Source organism: Serratia odorifera (assembly GCF_041448735.1).
In the GTDB taxonomy this organism is placed as follows: Bacteria; Pseudomonadota; Gammaproteobacteria; order Enterobacterales; family Enterobacteriaceae; genus Serratia_F; species Serratia_F odorifera.
In genome coordinates, this window is sequence record NZ_JBGMUT010000001.1 from 35,050 (window position 1) to 61,351 (window position 26,302).

At 57.4% G+C, this 26,302-nt stretch carries 29 protein-coding genes and 1 riboswitch; of the genes, 13 read left to right on the forward strand and 16 right to left on the reverse strand.

The window, feature by feature from the left end; all coding sequences use genetic code 11:
* Positions 1-66: 66 nt before the first annotated feature.
* Positions 67-312 (forward strand): VF530 family protein, encoded by a 246-nt coding sequence (locus tag ACCC84_RS00190; protein ID WP_004965697.1) that lies wholly within the window; start codon positions 67-69, stop codon positions 310-312.
* Here ACCC84_RS00190 and yvcK read toward each other — a convergent pair.
* On the reverse strand, positions 309-1,226 hold the full coding sequence (gene yvcK / locus ACCC84_RS00195) for a uridine diphosphate-N-acetylglucosamine-binding protein YvcK (protein ID WP_004965696.1): 918 nt from the start codon (positions 1,224-1,226) through the stop codon (positions 309-311). The two genes, ACCC84_RS00190 and yvcK, sit on opposite strands and share 4 nt — an antisense overlap.
* Before the next feature lie 382 nt (positions 1,227-1,608).
* Positions 1,609-1,751, forward strand: a riboswitch (molybdenum cofactor riboswitch).
* On the opposite strand from yvcK, the gene moaA reads away from it, so the two are divergent.
* From moaA to ACCC84_RS00230, 7 genes are all read left to right on the forward strand, one after another.
* On the forward strand, positions 1,738-2,724 hold the full coding sequence (moaA, locus tag ACCC84_RS00200; RefSeq protein WP_039992353.1) for a GTP 3',8-cyclase MoaA: 987 nt from the start codon (positions 1,738-1,740) through the stop codon (positions 2,722-2,724). Its footprint overlaps the riboswitch before it by 14 nt.
* Positions 2,725-2,773: 49 nt before the next feature.
* Positions 2,774-3,286 carry a molybdenum cofactor biosynthesis protein B gene (gene moaB / locus ACCC84_RS00205; protein WP_371901442.1) on the forward strand — a complete coding sequence of 171 codons (513 nt, stop codon included), beginning with the start codon at positions 2,774-2,776 and terminating at the stop codon, positions 3,284-3,286.
* Between the two features lie 4 nt (positions 3,287-3,290).
* Entirely contained in the window at positions 3,291-3,773 is a 483-nt protein-coding gene (gene moaC / locus ACCC84_RS00210; protein WP_004965692.1) for a cyclic pyranopterin monophosphate synthase MoaC, read from the forward strand.
* Positions 3,766-4,011, forward strand: coding sequence for a molybdopterin synthase sulfur carrier subunit (moaD, locus tag ACCC84_RS00215; protein ID WP_004965690.1), 246 nt, complete (start codon positions 3,766-3,768; stop codon positions 4,009-4,011). The genes moaC and moaD overlap by 8 nt, the downstream gene beginning before the upstream one ends.
* A gap of 2 nt (positions 4,012-4,013) precedes the next feature.
* Positions 4,014-4,466, forward strand: a complete 453-nt coding sequence (gene moaE, locus ACCC84_RS00220; protein WP_039992833.1) for a molybdopterin synthase catalytic subunit MoaE — start codon at positions 4,014-4,016, stop codon at positions 4,464-4,466.
* 121 nt (positions 4,467-4,587) lie between these two features.
* Positions 4,588-5,298 carry a Bax inhibitor-1/YccA family protein gene (locus ACCC84_RS00225; RefSeq protein WP_039992351.1) on the forward strand — a complete coding sequence of 237 codons (711 nt, stop codon included), beginning with the start codon at positions 4,588-4,590 and terminating at the stop codon, positions 5,296-5,298.
* Positions 5,299-5,498: 200 nt separating this feature from the next.
* The gene (locus ACCC84_RS00230; protein ID WP_004965682.1) at positions 5,499-5,927 is read left to right on the forward strand and encodes a DUF2628 domain-containing protein; all 429 of its coding nucleotides are present in this window, start codon (positions 5,499-5,501) and stop codon (positions 5,925-5,927) included.
* 51 nt (positions 5,928-5,978) lie between these two features.
* Here ACCC84_RS00230 and ACCC84_RS00235 read toward each other — a convergent pair whose 3' ends face one another.
* Genes ACCC84_RS00235 through ACCC84_RS00260 form a run of 6 tightly spaced genes read right to left on the reverse strand, consistent with a single transcriptional unit; the run spans position 5,979 to position 12,116 of the window.
* The gene (locus ACCC84_RS00235) at positions 5,979-6,296 is read right to left on the reverse strand and encodes a hypothetical protein (RefSeq protein WP_039992349.1); all 318 of its coding nucleotides are present in this window, start codon (positions 6,294-6,296) and stop codon (positions 5,979-5,981) included.
* Between the two features lie 56 nt (positions 6,297-6,352).
* Entirely contained in the window at positions 6,353-7,459 is a 1,107-nt protein-coding gene (locus tag ACCC84_RS00240) for an ABC transporter permease (RefSeq protein ID WP_004965679.1), read from the reverse strand.
* Positions 7,460-7,468: 9 nt separating this feature from the next.
* Positions 7,469-8,641 carry an ABC transporter permease gene (locus ACCC84_RS00245; RefSeq protein WP_198772844.1) on the reverse strand — a complete coding sequence of 391 codons (1,173 nt, stop codon included), beginning with the start codon at positions 8,639-8,641 and terminating at the stop codon, positions 7,469-7,471.
* Positions 8,638-10,386, reverse strand: a complete 1,749-nt coding sequence (locus ACCC84_RS00250) for an ATP-binding cassette domain-containing protein (protein WP_371901443.1) — start codon at positions 10,384-10,386, stop codon at positions 8,638-8,640. Before ACCC84_RS00250 ends, ACCC84_RS00245 begins: the two co-directional genes overlap by 4 nt.
* Before the next feature lie 17 nt (positions 10,387-10,403).
* Entirely contained in the window at positions 10,404-11,399 is a 996-nt protein-coding gene (hlyD, locus tag ACCC84_RS00255) for a secretion protein HlyD (protein ID WP_371901444.1), read from the reverse strand.
* Between the two features lie 18 nt (positions 11,400-11,417).
* On the reverse strand, positions 11,418-12,116 hold the full coding sequence (locus ACCC84_RS00260) for a transcriptional regulator (protein ID WP_004965672.1): 699 nt from the start codon (positions 12,114-12,116) through the stop codon (positions 11,418-11,420).
* Positions 12,117-12,423: 307 nt separating this feature from the next.
* On the opposite strand from ACCC84_RS00260, the gene rhlE reads away from it, so the two are divergent.
* Together rhlE and dusC are read left to right on the forward strand one after the other, a co-directional pair.
* A complete protein-coding gene (rhlE, locus tag ACCC84_RS00265) occupies positions 12,424-13,767 on the forward strand; it encodes an ATP-dependent RNA helicase RhlE (protein ID WP_004965671.1) in 1,344 nt (447 codons plus the stop codon).
* Positions 13,768-13,889: 122 nt separating this feature from the next.
* Entirely contained in the window at positions 13,890-14,825 is a 936-nt protein-coding gene (gene dusC / locus ACCC84_RS00270; RefSeq protein WP_198772843.1) for a tRNA dihydrouridine(16) synthase DusC, read from the forward strand.
* A gap of 36 nt (positions 14,826-14,861) precedes the next feature.
* Here the strand turns inward: dusC and ansP are convergent, their stop codons facing one another.
* Entirely contained in the window at positions 14,862-16,328 is a 1,467-nt protein-coding gene (gene ansP / locus ACCC84_RS00275) for an L-asparagine permease (RefSeq protein ID WP_039992830.1), read from the reverse strand.
* Positions 16,329-16,886: 558 nt separating this feature from the next.
* Positions 16,887-17,324, reverse strand: coding sequence for a PACE efflux transporter (locus ACCC84_RS00280; protein ID WP_004965664.1), 438 nt, complete (start codon positions 17,322-17,324; stop codon positions 16,887-16,889).
* Between the two features lie 134 nt (positions 17,325-17,458).
* Here ACCC84_RS00280 and ACCC84_RS00285 point away from each other — a divergent pair, with 134 nt between their 5' ends.
* A complete protein-coding gene (locus ACCC84_RS00285; RefSeq protein WP_004965661.1) occupies positions 17,459-18,340 on the forward strand; it encodes a LysR family transcriptional regulator in 882 nt (293 codons plus the stop codon).
* A gap of 75 nt (positions 18,341-18,415) precedes the next feature.
* Here the strand turns inward: ACCC84_RS00285 and ACCC84_RS00290 are convergent, their stop codons facing one another.
* Entirely contained in the window at positions 18,416-18,982 is a 567-nt protein-coding gene (locus ACCC84_RS00290; RefSeq protein WP_004965659.1) for a DedA family protein, read from the reverse strand.
* A 292-nt stretch (positions 18,983-19,274) separates the two neighbouring features.
* Between ACCC84_RS00290 and pbpG the strand changes: the two genes are divergently transcribed.
* Both pbpG and ACCC84_RS00300 read left to right on the forward strand, forming a co-directional pair.
* Complete coding sequence (gene pbpG / locus ACCC84_RS00295; RefSeq protein ID WP_371901654.1) at positions 19,275-20,204, forward strand: D-alanyl-D-alanine endopeptidase; 930 nt, start codon at positions 19,275-19,277, stop codon at positions 20,202-20,204.
* Between the two features lie 367 nt (positions 20,205-20,571).
* Positions 20,572-21,489 (forward strand): DUF808 domain-containing protein, encoded by a 918-nt coding sequence (locus ACCC84_RS00300; RefSeq protein WP_004965652.1) that lies wholly within the window; start codon positions 20,572-20,574, stop codon positions 21,487-21,489.
* Between the two features lie 36 nt (positions 21,490-21,525).
* Here the strand turns inward: ACCC84_RS00300 and ACCC84_RS00305 are convergent, their stop codons facing one another.
* From ACCC84_RS00305 to ACCC84_RS00330, 6 genes are all read right to left on the reverse strand, one after another.
* Positions 21,526-22,077 (reverse strand): GNAT family N-acetyltransferase, encoded by a 552-nt coding sequence (locus ACCC84_RS00305; protein ID WP_039992344.1) that lies wholly within the window; start codon positions 22,075-22,077, stop codon positions 21,526-21,528.
* 152 nt (positions 22,078-22,229) lie between these two features.
* The gene (locus tag ACCC84_RS00310; protein ID WP_371901445.1) at positions 22,230-23,258 is read right to left on the reverse strand and encodes a MerR family transcriptional regulator; all 1,029 of its coding nucleotides are present in this window, start codon (positions 23,256-23,258) and stop codon (positions 22,230-22,232) included.
* 135 nt (positions 23,259-23,393) lie between these two features.
* Positions 23,394-24,206, reverse strand: a complete 813-nt coding sequence (locus tag ACCC84_RS00315) for a MetQ/NlpA family lipoprotein (protein ID WP_198772842.1) — start codon at positions 24,204-24,206, stop codon at positions 23,394-23,396.
* A gap of 114 nt (positions 24,207-24,320) precedes the next feature.
* Positions 24,321-25,145 (reverse strand): DUF1460 domain-containing protein, encoded by an 825-nt coding sequence (locus ACCC84_RS00320; RefSeq protein ID WP_371901446.1) that lies wholly within the window; start codon positions 25,143-25,145, stop codon positions 24,321-24,323.
* Positions 25,146-25,254: 109 nt separating this feature from the next.
* A complete protein-coding gene (locus ACCC84_RS00325) occupies positions 25,255-25,794 on the reverse strand; it encodes a GNAT family N-acetyltransferase (protein WP_004965644.1) in 540 nt (179 codons plus the stop codon).
* A complete protein-coding gene (locus ACCC84_RS00330; RefSeq protein ID WP_004965641.1) occupies positions 25,794-26,261 on the reverse strand; it encodes an acyltransferase in 468 nt (155 codons plus the stop codon). The genes ACCC84_RS00325 and ACCC84_RS00330 overlap by 1 nt, the downstream gene beginning before the upstream one ends.
* Positions 26,262-26,302: the final 41 nt, after the last annotated feature.

The window sequence follows — 26,302 nt, forward strand, 5'->3', positions numbered from 1 at the left end:
CGCGCCCGGCAAAGCTGATTAAGGTGTGCGGCCGAATATGCCAAGCCAAATGAGTTGAATTGCACGATGAGCGAACATAAATCCAAAGATCCGTTGCATGGCATCACGCTGGAGCAGTTGTTAAACCGGCTGGTGGCGACCTACGGCTGGTCCGGGCTGGCCGAGCGCATCCGCATCAACTGTTTCAGCAGCGATCCGAGCATCAAGTCCAGCCTGAAGTTTTTGCGCCGCACGCCGTGGGCGCGCAAGCAGGTAGAAGATCTTTATCTCGCCATGATCGGCGAGAATCCATGGTATCAGGGCAAAGACTAAGGGCGTGCCGCCAGTTCAATCAGCGCCCTTTCGAGCGCCTGGCGCAGGAGTTGGCGATCGTGACGGTAGGGAATGTCGCTGGCCTCAAGGTTTTGCTGAATCACAACCCGATCCTGCACCGAAGCGCTATTGATCGCCGGGCTGACGATCACTGCGTCGATCATTTTACGGCCGATCTTTTCTTCCATCAGATCCAGCTTGTCTTTTAGCGACAGCGCGGCGGCGGCAACGCTGAGCTCGCGCCCCAGATTGTCGATATAAATCAGGTTGGCGCTACTGCGGCGCAGGGCCTGGGTCAAATCGTCAAGCAACAGCAGCGGCATCAGGCTGGTCAGGAAACTGCCCGGGCCAATCAGAATCAAATCCGCCTGCGCAATCGCATCCACCGCTTCTCGGGTGGCGTGCACATGCGGCGACAGCATCAATTCCTGCGGCATCGCGGTCAGTTGATCGACATTGACTTCGCCATAGACGTGATTGCCTTCGTGATCGTGTGCCATCAGATCCACCGGCTGTTCCGACATCGGGATCAACGCCGCATCGACTTTCAACAGACTGCGAACCAGGTTGATCGCTTCCAGCGGCCGCACGCTCAGGTGATCGAGTGCCTTCAGCATCAGATTACCCAGATTATGTCCCGACAGCTCGCCGTTGCCGCTGAAACGGTATTCAAACATGGCGGAGGCGACGCTGGGTTCGGTTATCAGCTGGTTCAGGCAGTTCCGGGTATCACCCCAGGCAATGCCGCCCTCAGAGCGACGGATCCGCCCGGTGGAGCCGCCATTATCGGTGGTGGTGACGATGCCGGTCAGGCGGGATCCCAAAGACGACAGCGATGACATCACGCGGCCAAGGCCATGGCCGCCGCCTAATGCCACCACGCGATCCAGATCGGCGAGGGTACGATTACGCATAAAATTCCTTATACCTGTCCGTTTGCTATCGCTGGACTGGCGTATTTCTGAGACGGTTTACCGGCAGATGCCCGTTACGCTGCACGCTGTTTAGCGCATAAAGTAGCGGATTTGGCGCAAAAAGGCGAAGAAGAGTGTCATTTGCCTGATTCTGGTCAATTCGTCTGCACAAGCAGCGGTTATCATGCTTAACTTGTTTGGCAGAGCCTAAAATCGCTGTATAGACAATTATATAGCGAAATTGCACATTGGCTATCGTCGATAATTGGCGCTAGAATTCTGCTGAAAACCACGGTTTCATTCCGGCTACGTGCATGGTCGTATCCCCGCAGGTGGCAAACAGCATCCGTCACTGGCGGTGCGGTTTGCCAGACGCAGGCAGATGAAATCAAAACTCCTAGCCCTTGGGCCTACGTTATTCCACGTGAATGATATGGCGCCTGGGCCGTGGCGAAGTCAGCCACCAGGGTGCAGCTAGAAATGTCTGCATCTCCCGACTTGGAAAGGTGTTATGGTGCCGCAACTTACCGATGCTTTTGAGCGCAAGTTCTATTACCTGCGCCTGTCGATCACCGACGTGTGCAACTTCCGTTGTACCTACTGTCTGCCGGATGGCTACAAACCGACCGCCAGCCCCAAGGCCTTTCTGTCGCTGGATGAAATTCGGCGCGTCAGCCGGGCGTTTGCCGAACTCGGCACCGAAAAGGTGCGGCTGACCGGCGGCGAGCCGTCGTTGCGCCGCGACTTTACCGACATCATTGCCGCCGTGCGTGAAAACCCGGCGATCCGCCAATTGGCGGTGACCACCAACGGCTATCGCATGGCGCGCGACGTTGCGCAGTGGCGTGACGCCGGCTTGACCGCCATCAACGTCAGCGTCGACAGTCTCGATGCGCGCCAGTTTCATGCCATTACCGGTCAGGACAAGTTCCACCAGGTGATGGCGGGAATCGATGCCGCTTTTACTGCCGGCTTCAGCAAGGTGAAAGTCAATGCAGTGCTGATGCGCGACGTCAACCATCACCAGCTTGACACCTTCCTCAACTGGATCCGCCAACGCCCGATTCAACTGCGTTTCATCGAACTGATGGAAACCGGCGAAGGCGGCGATTTGTTCCGCAAACACCACGTTTCGGGAGAAGTGCTGCGCCAGCAACTGGAACGGCAAGGCTGGCAGCGGCAACCGCGTGGCCGCAGCGATGGCCCGGCGCAGGTGTTCAGCCATCCGGATTACCTGGGCGAAGTCGGGCTTATCATGCCATACGAAAAAGACTTCTGCGCCAGCTGCAACCGGCTGCGGGTTTCCGCCATCGGTAATCTGCATTTGTGCCTGTTTGGTGAACAGGGGATCCCGCTGCGCGACCTGCTGGCTGACGATCGACAGTTGCAGGTGCTGAAACAACGTATTCAGAGCGGCTTGCTGAGCAAGAAACAGACCCATTTTCTGCATCAGGGCAACAGCGGCATTACCCAGAACCTTTCTTTCATTGGCGGCTGATCCGGCGTTTGCCAAGGCAATCAGGATCTTACAGTACAGGAGCAGCGACATGAGCCATGCCAGCAGCGAATTCATCCCGGCGCGTATCGCCATTTTGACCGTCTCTGACAGTCGCGGTGAAGCAGAGGACACCTCTGGTCACTATTTGCAGCAAGCGGCGTTGGAAACCGGGCATCAGGTGGTGGCGCGCGCCATTGTCAAAGACGACATTTACCAGATTCGCGCGCAGGTTTCCGCCTGGATCGCCGACCATCGGGTGCAGGCGGTGCTGATTACCGGTGGCACCGGCTTCACCACGCGTGACAACACGCCGGAAGCGCTGCTGCCGCTGTTCGACCGTCAGATCGACGGCTTCGGCGAACTGTTTCGCATGGTGTCATATGAAGACATCGGCACGGCGACCATTCAGTCGCGCGCGCTGGCCGGTATTGCCAACCAGACGGTGCTGTTCGCCATGCCGGGATCTACCCGCGCCTGCCGTACCGCATGGGAACGCATTATCGAATCGCAGCTGGATGCGCGTAACCGCCCGTGCAATTTTCATCCACATCTGAAGAAGTAACCCCATGACGCAGCTAACTCATATAAACGCCGCCGGCGAAGCGCATATGGTCGATGTTTCGGCCAAGGCGGAAACGGTACGCGAAGCGCGAGCCGAAGCCTTTGTCGAGATGCATGCCGCTACGCTGGCGATGATCGTCGACGGCAGCCACCACAAGGGCGATGTGTTTGCCACCGCGCGCATTGCCGGCATTCAGGCGGCGAAACGCACCTGGGAACTGATCCCGCTGTGCCACCCGCTGATGTTGAGCAAAGTCGAAGTCCAACTGGAAGCACAGCCGGAGCATAGCCGGGTGCGTATCGAAACCCGCTGCCGCCTGAGCGGCAAAACCGGGGTGGAAATGGAAGCGTTGACCGCTGCGTCGGTGGCTGCGCTGACCATTTACGACATGTGCAAAGCGGTGCAGAAGGACATGGTGATTGGCCCGGTGCGTCTGCTGGCGAAAAGCGGCGGAAAATCCGGCGATTTTGAGGTGAGATATGATTGATATTCTGTTTTTCGCCCAGGTACGTGAACTGATTGGCACTGAAAGCCTGAGCCTGCCGGCGGAGTTTGCCAACGTCGAAGCACTGCGTCAGGCGCTGTGCCAGCGCGGCGATCGCTGGGCGCTGGCGCTGGAGTCAGGCAAGTTGCTGATGGCGGTAAATCAGTCGCTGGTGGGCGCGGAGCACCCGCTGAACGCCGGTGATGAAGTCGCTTTCTTTCCGCCGGTAACCGGAGGATGAGCGTGGAAAATACGCGTATTCGCGTGGGTAGCGCGCCGTTTGGCGTGGGCGAGGAATACCAGTGGCTGGCGCAGTGCGATGATGATGGCGCGGTAGTGACCTTCACCGGCAAGGTGCGCAATCATAATCTGGGCGCTGACGTCAGCGCATTGACGCTGGAACATTATCCCGGCATGACCGAAAAAGCCTTGACCGCCATCGTGGTGGAAGCGCGCGAGCGTTGGCCGCTGCAGCGCGTCAGCGTCATCCATCGGGTGGGCGAACTGTTCCCTGGTGATGAAATCGTGTTCGTTGGTGTCACCAGCGCACATCGCAGCATGGCGTTCGACGCCGCCGAATTTATCATGGACTATCTGAAGACCCGCGCCCCGTTCTGGAAGCGTGAAGCCACCGGACAGGGTGAACGCTGGGTTGACGCGCGTGACAGCGATCGGCAGGCGGCAAAACGCTGGTAGGCCGCAGGCTGGGGTAACAAATCCATACCTTTGTCCGCAGCGGGTTACATATTCTGTGGTACGCTTAATACCGGTGGGGGCTTTCCCCGAACTTTGGTTTTACATGTAAAAGGTAACCGTCATGGACCGATATCCACGTTCCAATGGTTCGATCGTCGAACGTGCCGGCAGCGGCATTCAAACCTATATGGCGCAGGTGTATGGCTGGATGACCTGTGGCCTGCTGTTAACGGCTTTTGTTTCCTGGTACGCGGCGAACACGCCGGCGATACTCAACTTCATCTTTTCCAGCCAGATCACCTTCTTTGGCCTGATCATCGCGCAGTTGGCGCTGGTGTTCGTTATTTCCGGCATGGTGAACCGCCTGAGTGGCGCGGTGGCCACCTCGCTCTTCATGCTGTATTCGGCGCTGACCGGCTTGACGTTATCCAGCATCTTTATCGTTTATACCTACAGTTCGATTGCCAGCACCTTCGTGGTTACCGCCGGCATGTTTGGCGCCATGAGCCTGTATGGCTACACCACCAAGCGCGATCTTAGCGGCTTCGGCAATATGCTGTTTATGGCGCTGATCGGCATCGTGCTGGCCTCGCTGGTCAACTTCTGGCTGAAGAGCACCGCATTGATGTGGGCGATCACCTATATCGGCGTGGTGGTGTTCGTTGGCCTGACGGCCTATGACACCCAGAAACTGAAAGCGATGGGCGAGCAGCTCAACCCGGATGACAAGGACGGTTTCCGCAAATACGCCATCGTTGGCGCGCTGACGCTGTACCTGGATTTCATCAACCTGTTCCTGATGCTGTTGCGCATTTTCGGCAACCGCCGCTAATAGTCGGAGCGCGTCATAGCGGCGCGCAAACGATCGACCCCCGGGCGCTGTCTGACGACGGCGCCTTTTTTTGCGCCAGCGTATAATACATTAATAATTCTTTGCTGTTTTATTGACATCAATAGGGCTATTTCGTTGAATGACTAAGCTCTATGGAAAGGTCATAATTTAAAAATTACAGTGATGGTAAAGAGGTGTTTATGCATAAAGAGTTAAGCCTAAAATGGCAGGCGCGTTTTGCGCTGTTCGATAGCGTCGGCGGCGATATCACGTCTGACGAATACCGGCAGAAAATCAAGGAGCTGGGTTTCTTTGGCCGCTTGAAGTACATGATGAATTTTTTCGCTTTTTTCTTCGGCATTATCTATTTCTGCATTCTCGGATTGTGGAAGAAAGGGCTGGTGCTGTTCGTCGGCATGTGCGTAGTTAACGTGATCATCGGCATGGTGGAATATTCGACCGGCAACGATCTGGACGGGCTGGTACGCGGGGTGAATATCGCCTATGCGGTGATGTGCGCAATGACCGCCAATTACGCCTACTACCTGAAGGAAACGAAGGGTATCCAGGGTTGGAACCCGTTTGAAGGCTTTAGCAAAAGCTCAGCGGCCAACATCGCGCAACGCTAAGCGCCAGCCATCGGCAAGGCGGGTTGCCCATGGCCAGGCTGCCACTGCCGGCTAGGTCACCAGCAACAGGGCAATGGCGTAGAGCGCGAACACCGCCAGCGCAGTCAGCAATGACAGCAGCGCGCGCCATTTCAACGACGATTTGAACAGCCCGACCAGCGCCAGGTAAAACACCGCCAGATTGGCGATCAGATTGCCGCCGACCAGCGCCAGCATCGCCAGATTGACCCATTCCGCGCTGTCCTCCGGCAGCAGTACGCCGGCCAGATAGATAATCACCACCATCAGCAGGCTGATGATGGCCAGCCGAAAGGCAAAGCGGATCATACTGTTGAATTCGTCGTTTTTTATCGTCGGATTATCGCTCATCACCGTTTCTCCGTGGGGGGCGACGGGCGCGGTTACCGAGCCGCATCGCCGTGCCGTCAGGCAATCTTGCGGCGGAACATGGCATAGGCGGCGCTGCCGGTGGTCACGGTGATCGCCAGCAGCGGCCATAGACTGTGCCAGATAATGGCAAAACTGGCGTCTTTCAGGTAGATCTGTTTGGTGATGTCGGTAAAGTGGCGAATCGGGTTGGCCCAGGTCAGGTTCTGCAACCACACCGGCATGTTTTCCACCGGCGAAACGTAGCCGGAAAGCAGAATGGCCGGCATCATAAACACGAACACGCCGATAAACGCCTGCTGCTGGGTCGCGCACAGCGATGAAATCAGCAGCCCGAAGCCCACCAGCGACAGCCCGTAGATCAGCATGGTGGCATAGAACAGCAGCAGTGAGCCGGCAAACGGGATCTGATAGAGAAAGATGCCAATCAGCAGTACGATCGAGGCCTGAAAGGTGGCGACCATCAGTGCCGGCACCGCTTTGCCGATAAATATCTGCCAGGTATTGAGCGGGGAAACCAGTAGCTGCTCCAGCGTGCCCTGTTCCCGTTCGCGCGCCACCGACAGCGAGGTGACGATCATCACGCCAATGGTGGTGATCATGGCAATCAGCGACGGCACGACAAACCATTTATAATCGAGATTCGGGTTATACCAGTTGCGTACCACCAGCTCGCTGTTATTGGGTTTCTGCCGTTGACCAATCAGTTCATTTTGATAATCCTGCACGATCTGCTGAACGTAGTTGGCGGCAATCTGCGCGCTGTTGGAGTTGCGGCCATCGAGGATCAGCTGCAGCGGTGCCGGGTTGCCGTTGGCAATATCGCGTGAAAACTGCGCCGGAAAGCGGATCAGCAACAGCGCCCGCTGATTATCGATGGTATCGCGGATCTGCTGCGGACTGCGCAACAGCAGCACATGCGGGAAGGCTTTCGCTTTGGCGAAGCGTTGGGTCAGCTCGACCGACGCGTGTCCGCTGTCCTCGCTGTACACTGCAATGGTGGCATTGGTCACTTCCAGCGTAGCGGCGAACGGGAACAGCAGCACCTGCAAAATGACCGGCAGTACCAGAATGGCGCGGGTCTGCGGATCGCGCAGCAGCGACTGCATTTCCTTGATAATCAATGTCCAAAGCCGATGGAACATGGTTTCCCCTTAATCCAGTCGTCGCTGGGTCTTCCAGGCGGTCAGACCGATAAACACCACCGCTGAAGCAACCAGGAACAGCAGGTTGATCAGCAGCATCGAGCCGATATTGCCCGCCAGAAACAGCGTTTTCAGCGTGCTGACAAAGTAGCGTGCCGGGATGATATAGGTAACGGCGCGCACCACTGCCGGCATGCTGTCGATCTGAAAAATAAAACCGGAAAGCATAATCGAAGGCAGGAAGGCGGCGTTCAACGCCACCATTGCCGCATTAAACTGGTTGCGGGTAACGGTGGAAATCAACAGTCCCATGCCCAGCGTACCGATCAGGAACAGGCTGCTAATGACCCACAACAGCAGTAGCGAACCGCGGTACGGCACGCCAAAGATAAACACCGATACCACCATGCACAACGCCATGGCGATCATGCCGAGGAAATAATAGGGCACCAGTTTGGACAGCAACAGCTCGCTGCGCGTCACCTGCGTTGACAGCAGCGCCTCCATGGTACCGCGTTCCCATTCGCGGGCGATCACCAGCGAGGTGAGGATCGCGCCGATTACCGTCATGATGATGGTGATGGCGCCGGGAATGATAAAGTGCTGGCTGATGGCCGCCGGGTTGAACCAATAGCGCATCTGCACCTCGATCAGCGGCCGATCCTCACGCCCGGCGTCGGTGGCGCGCTGTTGCTGCCACACTTGCCATACCCCCTGGGTGTAGCCCTGCACAAAATTGGCGGTGTTGGGCTCGCTGCCGTCGGTGACGATCTGGATCGGCGCCTGATCGAACGGCCGCGCCATGCGCTGGGCGAAATCCACCGGGATCACCACCAGACCGCGGATGGTGCCGGCCTGCATTTTTTCGATCAGCGCCTGACGATTATCACTGATGGTGGGATCGATATACGGCGATCCGGCAAAGGCATTGGCCAGATCGCGCGCGTCTTCACTTTGCTGCTCAAGCAGAATACCGAGGCGCAGCTTGCTGGAATCCAGATTGATGCCATAACCAAAGATGAACAGCAGCATCAGCGGGATTAAAAACGCGATCAGCCAGCTGCTGGGATCGCGCAGCATCTGTCGCGTTTCCTTGAGGCACAGTGCGCGCAGCCGTCGCCAGGAGAATCGGCTGTCGCCCGTCGGCAACGAATTGCGGTTATTGGCCACCTTGTCGTTCACGGCTGTTCCTCCCGATCGTAACCCTGCACCAGTTCGATAAACGCCTGCTCCATTGACGGATTCGGATTGTGGTCGCTGGCGATGCGTTGTTTGAGATCGTCCGGCGTGCCGGCGGCGATGATTTTTCCGCGATACACCAGCCCGATGCGATCGCAGTATTCCGCTTCGTCCATAAAGTGGGTGGTGACCATCACCGTCACGCCTTTATCGACCATGCCGTTGATATGCAGCCAGAACTCGCGCCGGGTCAGCGGATCGACTCCGGAGGTCGGCTCATCGAGAAACAGAATGTCCGGTTCGTGCATCAGCGCACAGGCCAACGCCAAACGCTGCTTGAAACCGAGCGGCAGCGCATCCGGCGTCTGGTTGAGGATGGGCGCGAAATTGAAGGCGCTGGACATTTCGTTGATTTTCTCGCGCTGTCGCCTGCCGCTCAACCCATAGACGCCAGAAAAGAATTTAAGGTTCTGCGCCACCGTCAGGTTGCCATACAGCGAGAATTTCTGCGCCATATAGCCCAGATGTTGACGCGCCTTGCCGGAACCGGTTTTAAGATCCATCCCCAGTACCAGCGCCTTGCCGTCGCTGGGCACCAGCAGGCCGCACATCATTTTAAAGGTGGTGGACTTGCCGGCACCGTTCGGCCCCAGCAGGCCGAAGATTTCACCGCGCTGCACCTTGAAATCCACATGGTCGGTGGCGGCGAAGTCGCCGAACCTTTTGGTCAGGCTCTGCGCTTCGATCACCGTCTCCGTACTGTTGCCCTCGACGCTGGGCATGATATCCGCCAGCGCCGAACGACTGTTTGGCCCACCGCCGAGCAAATCGATAAACGCATCTTCAAAGCGCGGTTTCGCTTCCATCAGTTGCGCATCGGCAACCGCCAGATCGTCAAGCACCTGACGATGATCGACATGCGGTTTCAGGATCAACCGCAGGTACTTGCCCTGGATGACGCCGTCGGTGACCGTCGGCAGGCAGATCGCCCGTTGCAGCAGCGCGCGATGGCTGCCGGCCGGTACGGCGATCAGTACCGTTCGCCCGGCCATGCGCTGGGTCAGCTCTTTGGGAGCGCCGCTGAACAGCAGTTCGCCTTCGTTCAATAGCAAAACTTCGCGACACTGCTCGGCTTCGTCGAGGTAGGAGGTGCTCCACAGGATCAGCATGCCGTCGTTAGCCAGCTCGTGCACCATGCGCCACAGTTCGCGGCGCGAAATCGGATCGACGCCGACCCCTGGCTCATCCAGCAGCAGCACCTGCGGTTCGCCAACCAGGGTACAGGCCAACCCCAGCTTTTGCTTCATGCCGCCAGACAGCTTGCCGGCCAGGCGATCGGTAAAACGCGTCAGATCGGTAAACGCCAGCAGGCGTTCGAAGGTGGTGCGGCGCTGTTCGCCGATAACGCCGCGCAGATCGGCATACAGCGTCAGGTTTTCCATCACCGTCAGATCTTCATACAGGCCGAATTTCTGCGGCATATAGCCAAGAATGGCGTGCAATTGACGATCCTGGGCGATCGGATCCAGCCCGGCGACGCGCAGCGTGCCGCTGCTGGGCTTCAACAGACCGGCCAGCATGCGCAGCAGGGTGGTTTTACCCGCGCCATCCGGCCCCACCAGCCCGGTCACCGCGCCGCTGCGCAACTGGATGGTCAGGCTGGCTACCGCCGGTTTATCCAGCGCAGGGAAGCGTTTTTCCAACGCCTCCAGATCGATGGTATGTGCCCGTTGTTGTTCCATCACCATTCCCAACAGATTATGACCTAGGGTTGCTGGCCGTTGGCAAAGCGCAGGGTGACCGGCATGCCCTGGCGCAATCCGTCGTCGGCGTCGGTGACGATCACCCGCAGGCGGTACACCAGATCGGTACGCAAGTCGGTGGTTTCGACGCTTTTCGGCGTAAATTCGGCGGTTGGCGACACGAAGCCGATTTTGCCGTGATACGGTTTGCCCGGACGCCCATCGGTATAGATTTCCAGTTCGGTCCCCGGCGCTGCCTGGCCGAGATTGGCTTCACTGACGTAGGCGCGTACCCACACCGGCGTGGTCAGCGACAGGGTGAATACCGTACTGCTGGCGCTGAGCATGGTGCCCGGCTCCACCGCCCGAGTCAGTACGGTGCCGGCGGACGGTGACAACAAGCCGGTGTCCTGGACGTCCAACTGCGCCTGAGCCAGTGAGGCTTGCGCCTGTGCCACTTCCGCTTTGGCCTGCTCGATTTCCTGCGGCCGATTGCCGCTGAGATATTGCGCCAGTTTGTCCTTTGCCGCCTGCAAGTTGGCCTGTGCCTGGTTGCGCGCGGTGCGTGCATCCTCCAGCGCATCGGCGGACGTGGCGCTTTTCGCCCATAATCCCTGCTGGCGTTTTAGAAAACTGTCGGCATAGTTGAAGGCGGAGAGTTTTTGCGCCATTTCGGATCGCACCTGGGCTATCTCTTCGGCGCGATAGCCGGCCAGCAACAGCGCCAGTCTGGCCTGAGCGCTGCCAACGTTGGCCTTGGCCTGCTGCAATGCATTGCGATAAGGGCCGTCATCCAGTTTGCCGAGCAGTTGACCGGGTTGCACGGTATCGCCTTCATCCACCGTCAGCGAGGACAACCGCCCGCTGACGCGAAAGCCCAGATTGACGGTGCGGATGTCCACATTGCCATACAGCGTCAAGGGCTTGTGCTGTTGCTGCTGGTAATACCACCACCCGGCGGCCGCGGCGGCGAGCAGTGCCACAATCGCCAGCATCAAAATGACTCTTTTGTTGTTCATAACACTCCCTGCCAAAGTTTATGCGCCATAACGGTGGCGTAAGCCATTAACCAGAAGATCGATATGTTCAGCCAGTACCTCAGCGATTTGCGCCGCTTCATTCGGACCAATATGCTGCCAGCCGGCCTGACGGCGGATGGTCTCGCGCGCCACGCGAAACGACAGCACCTCTCCGAGCAGCGCATGGGTATGCAGCACGATTTTGGTGGATTGCGCGTCGATACCGCTGTAGGCCGCCAGCAGTCGGCACAGTTTGTCATGCAGCGGCGCGATGACCTGCTGATGGATCAGCGGATAGGCGTCTGAGGGGGAGAGCTGTTCGCGCGACATGATTTTGCTGAGATTGAGCGTATGCGGCTGGGTCATCAGTTCACTGAAGGCCAGCAGTCCGCGCTTGAGGTGGTAGAGATAGTGTTCCGGCAAGCGTTCCGTTGCTGGCAGCAGCCAGAAACGGTCGATTTCGTCGGCCAGCGGTCGGAAAGCCTGTTGGATAAAATCGGCAATCCATTGTGCGACCGCCAGATAAAGTCCTTCTTTGGAGCTGAAATAGTAGGTAATGGCGGCGATATTCTGGCCGGCTCGCTGGGCGATAACGCGGGTAGTGGCACCCTGAATGCCGAATTCGCCAAACACGTCGATGGCAGCGCTAATCAACTGTTCGCGCGCCTGTTCGCCGCGTGGGCGGTTGTTCGGGGGCGTACTTTCAGCAAGAGGCATACGGCATCGCCTGCAAAAGTTAATCAATCGTATGATTAACTTTAGGCGGGTTGCGTGAGAATGCAAGCACTATACCCCTTCATTTAGTAAGTCAATGAGTCGTCGCCTGGCCAGTTTTCCGGCATAATGTGCTATCGCGCGCTAAAATTGCCTTTTCTTGTTCGACTTCTGCTACAATCGGCCGCTTGGTGCACTGCAGTTTGTGCCAATCCCTCGTGGTCATGCTTAATGTCCCGTCTGATCGTCCTCCCCGGAAACTGCACCGAACTTTGTTTAGGTTAGGGGGGATCTGGAGTCTTTCTCTACTATGTCATTTGAAACCCTCGGCTTAAGTGCTGAAATCCTGCGCGCTGTTGAAGAACAGGGCTATCGCGAACCTACGCCAATCCAGCGTCAGGCGATCCCTGTGGTGCTTGAAGGCCGTGATTTGATGGCCAGCGCCCAGACCGGTACCGGCAAAACCGCTGGTTTTACCCTGCCGGTATTGCAACTGCTGAGCAAGCATGACCATGCGGTCAAAGGCCGTCGTCCGGTGCGTGCGTTGATCCTGACGCCAACCCGCGAACTGGCGGCGCAAATCGGCGAAAACGTGCAAGCCTACAGCAAACACCTGCGTCTGCGTTCGCTGGTGGTGTTTGGCGGCGTCAGCATCAACCCGCAGATGATGAAACTGCGTGGCGGCGTGGACATTCTGGTGGCAACGCCGGGCCGTCTGCTGGATCTGGAACATCAGAACGCCGTTGACCTGTCCAAAATCGAAATTCTGGTGCTCGACGAAGCCGACCGCATGCTGGATATGGGCTTTATCCATGATATCCGTCGCGTGCTGTCCAAGCTGCCGCCGAAGCGCCAAAACCTGCTGTTTTCCGCCACCTTCTCTGACGAAATCAAAGGGCTGGCCAGCAAGCTGCTGCACAACCCGGCGTCGGTGGAAGTTGCACGTCGCAACACCGCCTCCGAACAGATCGAACAAAGCGTGCATTTCGTTGACAAGAAGCGTAAGCGGGAACTGTTGTCGCAGATGATCGGCGAAGGCGACTGGCGTCAGGTGCTGGTATTTAACCGCACCAAGCACGGTGCCAACCACCTGGCTGAACAGCTGAACAAGGACGGCATCACCGCCGCCGCGATCCACGGCAATAAAAGCCAGGGTGCGCGTACGCGTGCATTGGCCGACTTCAAGGACGGCAAAATTCGCGTGTTGGTCGCCACTGATATCGCCGCACGCGGTCTGGATATCGACCAGCTGCCGCACGTGGTGAACTACGAGCTGCCGAACGTGCCGGAAGATTACGTGCACCGCATCGGTCGTACCGGGCGTGCCGAGCGTACCGGCGAAGCGATCTCACTGGTGTGCGTCGACGAACATAAACTGCTGCGCGACATCGAACGCCTGCTCAAGCGTGAAATTCCACGTATTGCCCTGCCGGGTTATGAACCGGATCCGACCATCAAGGCGGAGCCGATCATCAACGGTCGTCAAGGCGGCGGGCGCGGTGCGCCACGCGGCAACGGCGGCGGCCAGCGCAATGGCAACGGCGGCGGTCAGCGTGAAAACCGTGGCAATGGCAACGCGCGGCCACAGGGCGATGGCCAACGTCGTGGTGCGCCACCGGCGCGTCGCCCACGTCGCAGTAAACCGGCTGAGTAAGCTCACCGTGTAAATCATCAGGCCGCCGTTTATCGGCGGCTTTTTTTATGCTGAGATTACGTTGTCTGGCGCCGGGGTTCCCCCGTATCATGGCGCCTCTTTTTTAACTGGAGTGGGTGTTAATGCGCGTTTTATTGGCGCCGATGGAAGGCGTTCTCGACTCCCTGGTCCGCGAATTGCTCAGCGAAGTGAACGATTACGATCTGTGCATCACCGAATTTCTACGCGTGGTCGATCAACTGCTGCCGGTGAAATCGTTCTATCGCCTGTGCCCCGAATTGCACCATGCCAGTCGCACACCGTCCGGTACGCTGGTGCGTATCCAACTGTTGGGTCAGTACCCCGAATGGCTGGCGGAAAACGCCGCCCGCGCGGTAGAACTCGGCTCCTACGGCGTGGATCTCAACTGCGGCTGTCCGTCGAAAACGGTCAACGGCAGCGGTGGCGGCGCGACGCTGCTCAAAGATCCCGAACTTATCTACCAGGGCGCCAAAGCCATGCGCGCAGCGGTGCCGGCGGAGCTGCCGGTAACCGTCAAGGTGCGGCTGGGGTGGGATTCGCCCCAGCACAGCCTTGAAATCGCCGACGCGGTGCAACAGGCCGGTGCAAGCGAGCTGGCGGTACATGGCCGTACCAAGGAGGACGGCTATAAGGCCGAGCGCATCAACTGGGCGGCGATTGGCGAGATTCGCCAACGGCTGACGATCCCGGTGATTGCCAACGGCGAAATCTGGGATTACGCCAGTGCACAGCAATGTATGCAGATCACCGGCTGCGACGCGGTGATGCTCGGACGCGGTGCGCTTAACATTCCCAATTTGAGCCGGGTGGTGAAATACAACGAACCACGGCTACCGTGGCCGCAGGTGGTGCAGTTGCTGAAAAAATACGTACGGTTGGAAAAGCAGGGCGATACCGGCCTGTATCACGTGGCGCGCATCAAGCAGTGGTTGGGCTATTTACGTAAGGAATACGCCGAGGCCAGCGATCTGTTTGCCGAGGTTCGCGCATTGGCGACGTCAGCCGATATTGCGCGGGTGATTAGCGCGCAAAAATAATGGGGCGCCATGGCGGCGCCCCGGATAACCCGGCGCTTACTGCTGGGGCTGCTCTTCGTGCGCCTGTTGTTCCAGTTTGACTTCCGCTGCGCGTTTGCGCAGACCGAACCAGCCCAGAATCAGCAATATCGCCAACACCGGAATGGTACCAACCGTCCAGGTGCCGTTCGGGTAATCGAAGGCCATCATGATCACCACCACCAGCAGGAACAGCAGCGTCAGCCAGGAGGTGACCGGCGCCCCCGGCATCTTGAAGGAAACCGGTTTGGCTTTGCCTTCTTTGATAGCCTTACGCAAACGCATCTGACAGACGATGATAAATGCCCATGAGCTGATGATGCCCAGCGAGGCAATGTTCAGCACGATCTCAAAGACTCGCGACGGCACCAGATAGTTCAGCAGTACGCCGATCACGTAAATGCCACAGGTCACCAGAATACCGGCATACGGCACTTGCTGGCTGCTCATCCGGGCCATGAATTTCGGCGCCGAGCCGCCCATCGACAGTGAACGCAGAATGCGCCCGGTGGAATACAGCCCCGAATTCAGGCTGGACAGCGCGGCGGTCAGCACCACGATATTCATGATGGTACCGATGTACGGCACGCCAAGCTTGCTGAAGAAGGTGACGAACGGGCTTTGACCGGCCTGATAGGCGTTCCAGGGCAGCAGCATCACCAGCAGCACCACCGAACCGACATAGAACAGACCAATACGCCAGATCACGCTGTTGACCGCTTTGGGCAACATTTTTTCCGGATCCTTGCATTCACCGGCCGCGGTGCCGATAAGCTCGATACCGGCAAAAGCAAAGATTACTCCTTGCACCAATACCAGCGCCGGTAGCAGGCCATGTGGGAACATGCCGCCGTTATCGGTAATCAGGTGCAGACCGGTGTTGTTGCCGTCAATCGGCGTACCGACGCCGAGGAACACCACGCCCACCACCAGAAACAGCGCAATCGCCACCACTTTGATCAAGGCAAACCAGAACTCCATTTCGGCAAACCATTTCACGCCGATCATGTTCATGGTCGCGACGATACCCAGCGCGCACAGCGCAAACAGCCACTGCGGTACGTCGGCGAAGGTACCCCAGTAGTGCATGTACAGCGCTACCGCGGTGATATCGACGATGCCGGTCATCGCCCAGTTGAGGAAGTACATCCAGCCGGCGACGTAAGAGGCTTTTTCGCCGAGAAATTCGCGAGCATAAGACACAAAACTGCCGCTGGTAGGGCGATGCAGCACCAGTTCGCCCAACGCACGCAAAATAAAGAACGAGAAGATCCCGCATACCAGATACACCAGCGCCAACGCCGGTCCGGCCATTTCGAGGCGCCCGCCGGTACCGAGGAACAAACCGGTGCCGATGGAGCCGCCGATGGCGATCATTTGTATTTGCCGGTTGCCCATACTTTTGTGATAACCGGATTCATGTGAGTCTAACCAACGTCTTCTCGCCGCGTGCTTGTCATGCGCCGACTTTGTGTGTGATTTCATCATCCGTCCTGTTTTTCCTGTCTATCGTTGAGTTTGCTCTGACTGCAAGCAAACGATTGCTATTGGCAATCGCATGAGAATGAGGTCATGGCGTCATTCTGCTGTTTATTGTTTGTACATCTGCCATTAAATAACGGCGGAGCATGCTACCTTTTCTGTTTAAATGAGGCAAAAGTTCCCTGCACGAAATCGTGAATAATTGTGTTTATTATTTGTTAATTGAATGAAATGATATATTTATCAAAAGGATGAAATATGTATAAAAATATTATCGATAAATAGAATAATGTGATGAGTATCGCAAAAATAAACCGCATTTTCGTCGGGGAAATAATACGGTGGCAGTAGGATGCTTGTTATAAAATATATTTGTCTGATATTTAAAACTGGTGACAAGGGAGAATATTAGCCACCTTAGTAATCAGCAGTTTCTGCTGGAGAGAGAGGGGGATCCGTCAGTTCATGTTGGCAAGCAGGGCAACGGTGGCGGTGAGTCGCGCGGGCTTGGCAGATTAACCGAGACGTGGCGCATCGTCTGGCTGCGCCACGGCCGGTGGTTCAGGCGGTTTCTTCTGCTGGCAATGCCGACGCCGGTAAGCCAAACAGTTTATCGAATGCCCAGTTATAGACGAAGGTGTAGCAGGGGATAATGACAATCAGCGCCATATCCAGCAGCAGCGCCTGCCACAGTGAAATCTCCATCCACCAGGCAATCAGCGGTATCAAATACACCACCAGCGTCAATTGAAAACCAACCGCATGGGCAATGCGGCGCTTGACCGTACGGGTGCGCGACGCCTGGCGACTTTCCCAGAATTCAAACAGGCAGTTGTAGATGAAATTCCAACTGACCGCGATGGTAGTGATCACCACTGCCAGCGGTCCGGTACTGCTGGGGGCGCTGCCGGACAGCAGCGCCAGCCCGAGCGCCGAAATTGCCATACCGATGATTTCATAGGCGGTGACATAAACCAGTTTGCGTTTAACGCCTTGCATGGTGCCTTGCTCCTTTATTTTTGGCCAATAAGCGGATCGCCGGGTGACGGCCGGCCAACGGACGGCTAAGATAGCGTCAATGCTATTGATAGAAAAAGTCAGGAGCTGTCAGATTTTCTGATAGATTGGCTGTTATGAATTTTTCCAGTGACAATATTGAGCTGTTTCTGGCGGTGCTCGATCGCGGTTCGTTTTCCGCAGCCGCCCGGGCGCTACGGCGCGTACCATCGGCGGTCAGCATGGGCATTGCCAACATGGAGGCAGAGCTGGGGTTTCAGCTGTTCGACCGCTCGCATCGCGAACCGGTGCCGACGGCGATGGCTCTGGCGTTGGCGCCGCATGCGCGGCTGATTGCCGACCAGCTGAAGCAGTTGCATATCCACGCTATCGAGCTTTCGCAAGGGCTGGAAAGCACCTTGTCGATCGGCGTGGCGTCTGACATTAACAGCAGCGCGTTGCTGACGGCGGTAACCACGCTTGCCGAACGTTATCCGCTATTGAATATCGAAGTGCTGACTGCGCCACAGGACGACGTGTTGCATATGTTGCATCAGGGGCGGGTGGGCGTTTGCCTGGCGTTCGGTGGTTTGAACGTCAATATCAACGAGCAGTTTCACTTTGTCGGCAGTGAATCGCTGATCGCCACGCTATCGGCGCAACATAGCGCGTTGCGGCATGCCGATGCGGCGCTGTACCTGGAGGATCTGGTCAATGTGCGGCAAATCATCATCGCCAGCCGCGACTTGCCGATGGCCGATCTGCGGCCGCGGGTGGCGGAATCCTATTGGCGGACCGACAGTTTGCAGATGGCGCTGAACATGGTGGAAGCCGGGTTGGGCTGGGGTAACTTCCCGCAGTCGCTGATCGCTCCGCTGTTGGCGCAGGGGCGGCTGACACGCCTGAAATTCAAGAATACCAAGAACGCGCTGCGGTTGCCGATCCACCTGATCTGGTTGAAGCATCAGCCGCTGGATAAAGCCGCCCGCGAGCTGGTGGCACTGATGCGTCAGCAATAACCGGCCGGTGGTTCACCGGCGTTATCCGATTATGTACTGGCATGACTCGGGCTGACGCTGATGCTGAATAAATGACTATTCATTTGCATGGCGGCGGCGCCACCAATAGCGCAGCAGCCAGATAAGGGCAACCGCCACGACCACCAGCAGCAGAGCGGAGAACTTTTTGTCGATGCCGGCAAGAAAGCCTTCCATTGCCTGCCCGCCAAAGTAGCCGATCAGCACAAAAATCGTTGCCCATAATAGTGCCCCGAGCAGATTCAACGGGATAAAACGCGACGGCGGTAATCGACTGGCACCGATCAATACCGGGCCGATAATGCGAAAGCCGTACATGAAACGCACGCCGATGACAAACAGCATCGGATGGCGAGCGATCAGTTTTTGCGCGCGCTCAATGCGCTGCTGCTGGCTCTTCAAGCGGGCGATCGCCTTGCCGCCAAAACGCCGGCCGGCGAAATACAGCAGTTGATCCCCCAACGTGCCGCCAAGCGCCACCACCGCCAACACCCAGGGCAGTTGCAACAACCCTTCATGCGCGGCCATGCCACCGAGCATGGTAATGGTTTCCCCTTCCGCCAGGCAGCCGATGAATAACGCCCAGTAACCGTAATCCGTAATATAGTGGGCCAGTTCGTTCATCCCAGACTCCTTGTATTGCCGACAGTTGGCGTTAAGTATACGCGTCAGTGTGACAACCGGGCAGATTGACGGTGCGCCATCGGCCCAGCGACTGGGCTTGATCGACTGCGGCCAGCGGCGCTGTCACTTTTTAACGCAGGCCGACAAGCCCGCCAGACTGGCGCTTTGTGCCTGTTTGCCGCCGACAGAATTTGTCACAAATAGGTGCGCATATTCACAGTGCCAAGACCCTAGTGCTAATTTATACTTCCTCGCAGTTTCTCAAGCTATCCCCTCTATCTGTGACAGAGTAATTCATGTGAAAATCCGAGTTTTGGTTCTGACCCTATTGGCATTGCAGTCTGGCGTGGGTTTGGCGCCACGCGCACTGGCCAGCGAAAGTGCTACCGCTCTGCATGCCACCCAGCCTGAGCTGGCCTCTGGCAGCGCGATGGTAGTGGACATGAGCAATCATAAAGTCCTTTATGCGCGTAACCCGGATGAAGTGGTGCCGATTGCCTCGATCACCAAGTTGATGACCGCCATGGTGACGCTGGATGCGCATTTGCCGCTCGATGAGATGTTAACGGTGGACATTCATCAGACGCCAGAAATGAAAGGCGTCTATTCCCGCGTCAGGTTGAACAGTGAAATCAGCCGCAAGGATATGTTGCTGCTGGCGTTGATGTCGTCGGAAAACCGTGCTGCCGCCAGTCTGGCGCACCATTATCCTGGCGGATATAACGCGTTTATCAGCGCGATGAATGCCAAGGCCAAGGCGCTGGGGATGACCCGAACTCATTACGTTGAACCGACCGGTCTGTCGATTCACAACGTGTCTACCGCGCGCGATTTGAGCAAGCTGCTGCTGGCCACCAAGCAGTACCCGCTGATCGGCCAGCTCAGCACCACCACCGAACGCATGGCGAGCTTCAAGGATCCCAATTACACGCTGCCGTTCCGTAACACCAACCATCTGGTGTATAACCCGAAATGGAATATCCAACTGACCAAGACCGGTTTTACCAATCAGGCTGGTCACTGTCTGGCGATGCGTACCATGATCGGCAACCGCTCGGTGTCGCTGGTGGTGCTGGACGCGTTCGGCAAGTACACCCACTTTGCCGATGCCAGCCGACTGCGCAGCTGGATTGAAACCGGCAAGGTGACGCCAATTCCGGCCGCCGCGCGCGATTACCGCCGTCAGAAGGATGCACGTCTGGCGAGCAACGCCGCCGAATAAGCCGTATCCCGGCCCGGATTGCCACGGGCCGGCCATCTCCTGCCGCAAGATGTTCTATGCTTAATCAAACGCTGGCTGATTCATAAGATAGCCACGCATCCGTTGTTAAATCCCGTTATGCTTACAAGGTATTGCTTTGTGAGATTGGTGACAAAGTCGACCGTTGGGGCGAGATACCCGGACCTGACGCAGCCAGGGGCATGCTGGGACAGATCCCGGTGTGCCGGTGGTTCAAGTTTGCTCCCGGCAAATTTGTCCGACGGTTGATGCCGCAACGCGCCCAACGGCACGTTCTCCCGACTCTTTGACGTTGTCGGCAGTCTGGCTTTGTCGCATTTGATTTTCTTTTTGATAAGGATGACCCAAATTGGCCGGAAGTAGCTTACTGACTCTGATTGATGACATCGCTTCGTTGCTGGACGATGTCTCGCTGATGACCAAAATGGCGGCTAAAAAGACCGCCGGGGTGTTGGGGGACGATCTGGCGCTGAATGCGCAGCAGGTCACCGGGGTAAAAGCCGATCGTGAATTGCCGGTGGTATGGGCGGTGGCGAAAGGCTCATTGATCAACAAGGCGATTCTGGTACCGCTGGCGCTGCTGATCAGTGCCTTCGCGCCTTGGGCGATTACGCCGTTGCTGATGGTGGGTGGCGCCTACCTGTGTTACGAAGGTTTTGAAAAGGTGTTCCATAGCCTGACGCATAAAAAGGGCGAAGGGGAGCACAGTGAACCGCTGAACCTGAATGAAGACGTGGCAGCCTTTGAACAGCGCAAGGTGAAAGGGGCGGTACGCACCGACTTTGTGCTGTCGGCGGAAATCATCGCCATTACGCTCGGCACCGTAGCCGCTGCCAGCTTCAGCCAGCAGGTGATCGTGCTGTGTGGCATCGCCATTGTCATGACCGTCGGCGTGTACGGCATCGTTGCCGGCATCGTCAAGCTGGACGATCTGGGGTTGTACCTCAGCCGCAAGACCAGCTCGCTGGCGCAGGCGGTTGGTCGGGCCATTGTCGGTGCGGCGCCGTATCTGATGAAAACCCTGTCGATCGTCGGCACCATCGCCATGTTCATGGTCGGCGGCGGCATTTTGACCCATGGCTTGCCGTCAGTGCATCACCTGTTTGAAGACTGGGCGTCGCATATCACGGTGATGCCATCATTCGATCACATTGTGCAGGGCGTGGTACCTTCGCTGCTCAACGTGGCGTTCGGCTTTGTTGCCGGCGGCGTGGTGCTGTTGCTGGTATCGACCCTTGGCGCGATCCGCGGCCGTTTCAAAAACTGACCCGACGTGCGGCAGGGCGCGTCCGTGCGCTGTCGCCTACTCTGCCAGAGTGGTATTCCCTGCTGCCAGTGCCCGCTGCATCAGGTGGGTATCGCGCCAGCAACCGAACTTGAAGCCGACGGCGTTCAAGGTGCCAATGCTGGCAAAACCCAGTTTGCGATGCAGCTCCAGTGAGCCGAGATTGTTTGCCGAGTCGCCGACCACTGCCAGCATCTGGCGCCACGGGCCGCGTTCGCAACGGGCAATCAATGCGCCAAGCAGCGCTTTACCTATGCCTCTGCCCTGCATGCCGGCGGCGATATACACCGAATCTTCCACGGTAAACCGATAGGCGGGGCGCGGGCGATACGGCGTGGCATAACAATATCCCACCACCTGACCCTCCAGCTTCGCCACCAGCCATGGCAACCCGGCAGACCGCACGCTATCGTGGCGCTGTTGCATTTCTGCCAGCGTCGGTGGCGTTTCTTCAAATGAACCTGCGCCATGCAACACATGGTGACGATAAATATCTGCCACGGCGACGAGGTCTGCCGGCGTGGCATCGGTAATCGACAGCAGCGCCTGCGGCATTGCGGAAAGTGACATGGTATATCCTGTTTACTGAATGAAATCAGACGGGAAACCATTATGCGTGCTGCCAAACGACAAGGTAAATTGCTCTTTGTTATCGCGTTATAAGCAAGCGATCTGACCGCCGGGGAGGCCGTTACCCGCCACGGCGAGTAACGGCGGGAAACCTATTGGCCGCGCATCAGGTTGTTCACCGCCTGGCGCAGATAGGTCAGCAGCGCCGGCGTCAGCCAGGTGCCTTCGCTCAGCGTTGGTTCCTGCTCCATCGCCTGGCGGATTTTCATCTGCGTTGCCGGGTTGTCGCCGGCATAGGAACGGAACAGCGCCAGCCACTGGGACGCCAACTGGCGGGCGTGCTCGCCATCTGGGGGGACGCCGTCGTCAACCGCCTGTTGAAAGCTGGCGATCAGCGCCGGCCATTCCTGCATCCGATCAAAATAATGCCGGCGCACGTAGGCATATTCCTCGGCGGACAGGTATTTTTGGTAAATCGCCAATTTGGTTTCGGCAAATGCCCGAGTAATGTAATCGGTCATTGCCGGCGTAATGCCGGTTTGCTGGCGCATGGACGGTTCGTCGGCGTGCATGGTATTCAGGCGGGTAAGAAACGCCGGATTGCCGGCGGTGTCGCGTTCCAGCGTCACCATCCAGCGCCGTGCGATGGCCTGCGCCTGCGGATCCTGCGCCGCAACGCCGTTTTGCATCAGTTGGCGCACCTGCTCCACCATGGATGCCCACTCCTGCTGACGCTCGGCGTCAGGGTGGTAGAACGGCAGTTGCGTCAATTCGTCAGTGGTAAAATACTTGTCGTACATGGTCATTAACTCCAACGTGGTCAGCCAGTCGTTCAGCGCCGGTTCATTGCCAACGGTCAGCTGTGTGTGCAGCTGCTGCAAGCGATGGCGCAGCGTGGCGATCTGTGTCAGTTGCCGATCGAGCATGGCAATCTGCTTTTCAATCACCGCCGGCAAAGCCAGCTCCGAACGTGCCAGAATCGTCCCGACTTCCGCCAGCGTAACGCCCATACGGCGCAGCGCCTGTATCTGATGCAGACGGCTGACATCAGCACGGTTATACAAACGATAACCGGCGTCGGAACGCGCCGAAGGGACCAGCAGGCCAATATTGTCGTAATAATGCAGGGTGCGAACGGTAATACCGGAGCGGCGTGCCAGTTCACCGACTTTCAATAACATGCTGTATTCCTCCCTTATGCGTGCAGAAAGACTACAGCCTGACGTAACGTCAGGGTCAAGCGGAGGATCGCCATTTTTTTTGTCCGGCTATCGGGGGGCTGAATGCCACCCCGATAGCCGATCGGGCGTTGCGGTTTACCAGCCCTTGACGGCGCCGCCGTTAAACAGGGTGGCCGCGGCGTTGGCGACCTCGTCCGACTGATAGGCTTTCACGAAGTTTTGCACGTTTTGCGCGTTTTTATGGTCTTCGCGCGCTACCACGATATTCACGTAGGGCGACTGTTTATCCTCAATGAAAATACTGTCTCGGGTGGGCGACAGGCCGATTTGATTGATATAGGTGGTGCTGATGATCGCCACCGCCACCTTGGCATCGTCCAGCAGGTGCGGCAGCTGCGCACCTTCCAGTTCCATGATGCGGTAATTGTGCGGGTTGGCGCTGATGTCCAAAGCGGTCGGCAGCAGCCCTTTACCTGATTTGAGCGTAATCAGGCCGGTTTTTTGCAACAGCAGCAGCGCGCGGCCAAGGTTGGTGGGATCGTTGGGAATGGCGATGGTGGCGCCGTCCGGTAATTGGCTGACCGAGGCGTATTTTTTCGAATAACCGGCCATCGGGAAGACGAAGGTGTTGCCGACCGCAACCAGCTTGTAGCCATGATCCTGGTTCTGCTGTGCCAGGAACGGCCGATGCTGGAACACATTGGCATCCAGCTCGCCCTTGTCGGTGGCATCATTGGGCAGCAGCGAACCGCTGAATCCCACCAGTTCGACCTCCAGGCCGTATTTTTCCTTTGCCACCCGTTTGGCCACTTCGGCAACGTCCTGCTCGGCGCCGTTGATCACGCCGACCTTGATATGGTTTTGATCGGACTTTTGCTCACAGCCTTGCAGTAACACCGTTGCCGCCAATGCGGCCGCCAATGCGCCGTAACGCCAGTTAATCGCCATCTGTCACTCCCTGAAAAAAACAAGAAAATCAGTCGTTTTGTCCTGACAGATAAGCGCAGCCGCGTTGGGAAGTCAAACCCGGCCTCAGCACATTCGCTTATAAAATATAACCGTTTAAAGCGGCCGCAGAACCACGATGCCGGGGGTGACAATCACATAGTCAATAAAGGGTGAATCCACCACCCGGCGGTTATGTTCGCGCGAGGAGGCATTGCGCAGTACCGGACCGCTGGGGGTCATGACGTAGATACCGACGTGGCTGACGTCCAGCCCGGGCAGATTGCTGTAAATGCCGATATAGTCGCCGGTACGCAACTGACTCAGCAGATGGTCGTCAACGTAACCGCTGGGGATATAGCTGATGGCACGTGTGACGTTTGGCAAGCCGGGCAGGTATTGGCCGCCGTCGGCTTTGTGGTTCAGCGTCTTGTGCAGCGTGACCGCCTGCGGGCTGAGTTGGGCGCTAATGTCTTTGGCGCTGGCGTGCGGCGGCTGTGACCAGTCGCTGAAGAAATGTTTGCGGGTCAGGAAACCGATCTCGCCGTTGACGTAACGCGCAGTGGTCAGCTGGTGGATAAACTGCGGGTAATCCTCGGCGTTGCGCAGCGCTTCAACGTAATCCAGCAAGGTGAAGCAATCCAGCGCGCGAAAATCAATCGTCAGCCGTTCTGCGTTGCTGGCGGAGCCGATCAGCCTATCCGCCAGGTAAGGCGTTTCGAGAAACTGTTGTGAAATCAGGGCAATGCGTTGCCCATCGTTCAGCGAGGGCTGCGAATTGCGCAGGGCGAGTATGGCGTCGATCTTGGCACGCGTTAAAGGGTCAATATTCACCTGGCTGTCCGTGGATTGTGTGGGTTGCGGGGCGTGGGGGGCAAGCGGTGGCTGCCCGGCGCATCCGCCCAATAATAGCATTAACATCCATTGTGCTGCCTTGCCCATGTATCCCCCGCCGGTGGCCTGTGGTGTCGAATGATGGTAATTATCACTCCACCGTGACGGATAAAGTCTACACCATGACCAAACCACCGTGCGTTGATACCACCTGAGGCTAATATCCGACCTGATTGTTGAAGGGCAAATACCAAAATAGCGCGATTTCATGGTCGGCGATATCCGGCTGGCCGCGGTACAGCAAGCGATCGATTCCCCCCAGGGTAAAACCGTAACGCTGATAGCAGCGGCAGGCGGTCAGGTTGTTATTTTGCGTTTCCAGCATCAGGCCGGCGGTGTCGCGCTCGCGCGCCCATTGCTGCGCCGCATTCAGCAGCGCGGTACCGATGCCGCGCCGCCGTGCCTGGCGGCTGACCGCCACCTCTTCAATCAGCGTGTAATCGTTCCAGTTTTTGCTCAGCGTAATATGGCCGACTGCTACGCCGCGCTGACGGGCAAGAAAGGTATCGCCTTCGTCATTGACGAACGGCGCCAGCGGGTAGTTTTTGCGAAACGGTACCACCGGCAGCATTGGCCACTGTTCCAGCGGTGTGTCAAAGCAGGGCTGGGCGTACTGTTCGACGTAAAAGGTAAAATCGTTATCTTCCAGATAACCCATAGGCAAGTCGGTGATGCGTTCAATCACGATCTCGCTCATTACGGCAACTCCCGCAGCAGTTTGGCCGGATTGCCGGCATAGATACCCTTGCGCGTGATATTTTTTGTTACCACCGCGCCTGCGCCGATCACCGTGCCGTCGCAGATATCTACCGCTAAAATGGTCGCACCGGAACCGATAGATACCCGATTGCCAATCTGCGAGCGTCGCCAGTTCTCGGCATTGGCGTCCGGCGCGCCCTGCTTGAACAGATCGTTGGCAAACATCACGCCATGACCAACAAAACAGTCCTCGCCAAGCGTGACGTATTCGCAAATAAAACTGTGCGATTGAATTTTGCTGCGTGCGCCGACGGAGACGTTTTTTTGTATTTCGACAAACGGCCCGACAAATACGTCGTCCCCCAGATAGCAGCCGTACAAATTGCTGGGTTCAACCACCATTACGTTTTGCCCGACCTCAACGTCGGCAATACCGCTTTGGCGGGTACGAAGTTTTGGCGTCATGGTATTTCCTCCCAAAGTGCTAACAGTTTGATTATAGAGTA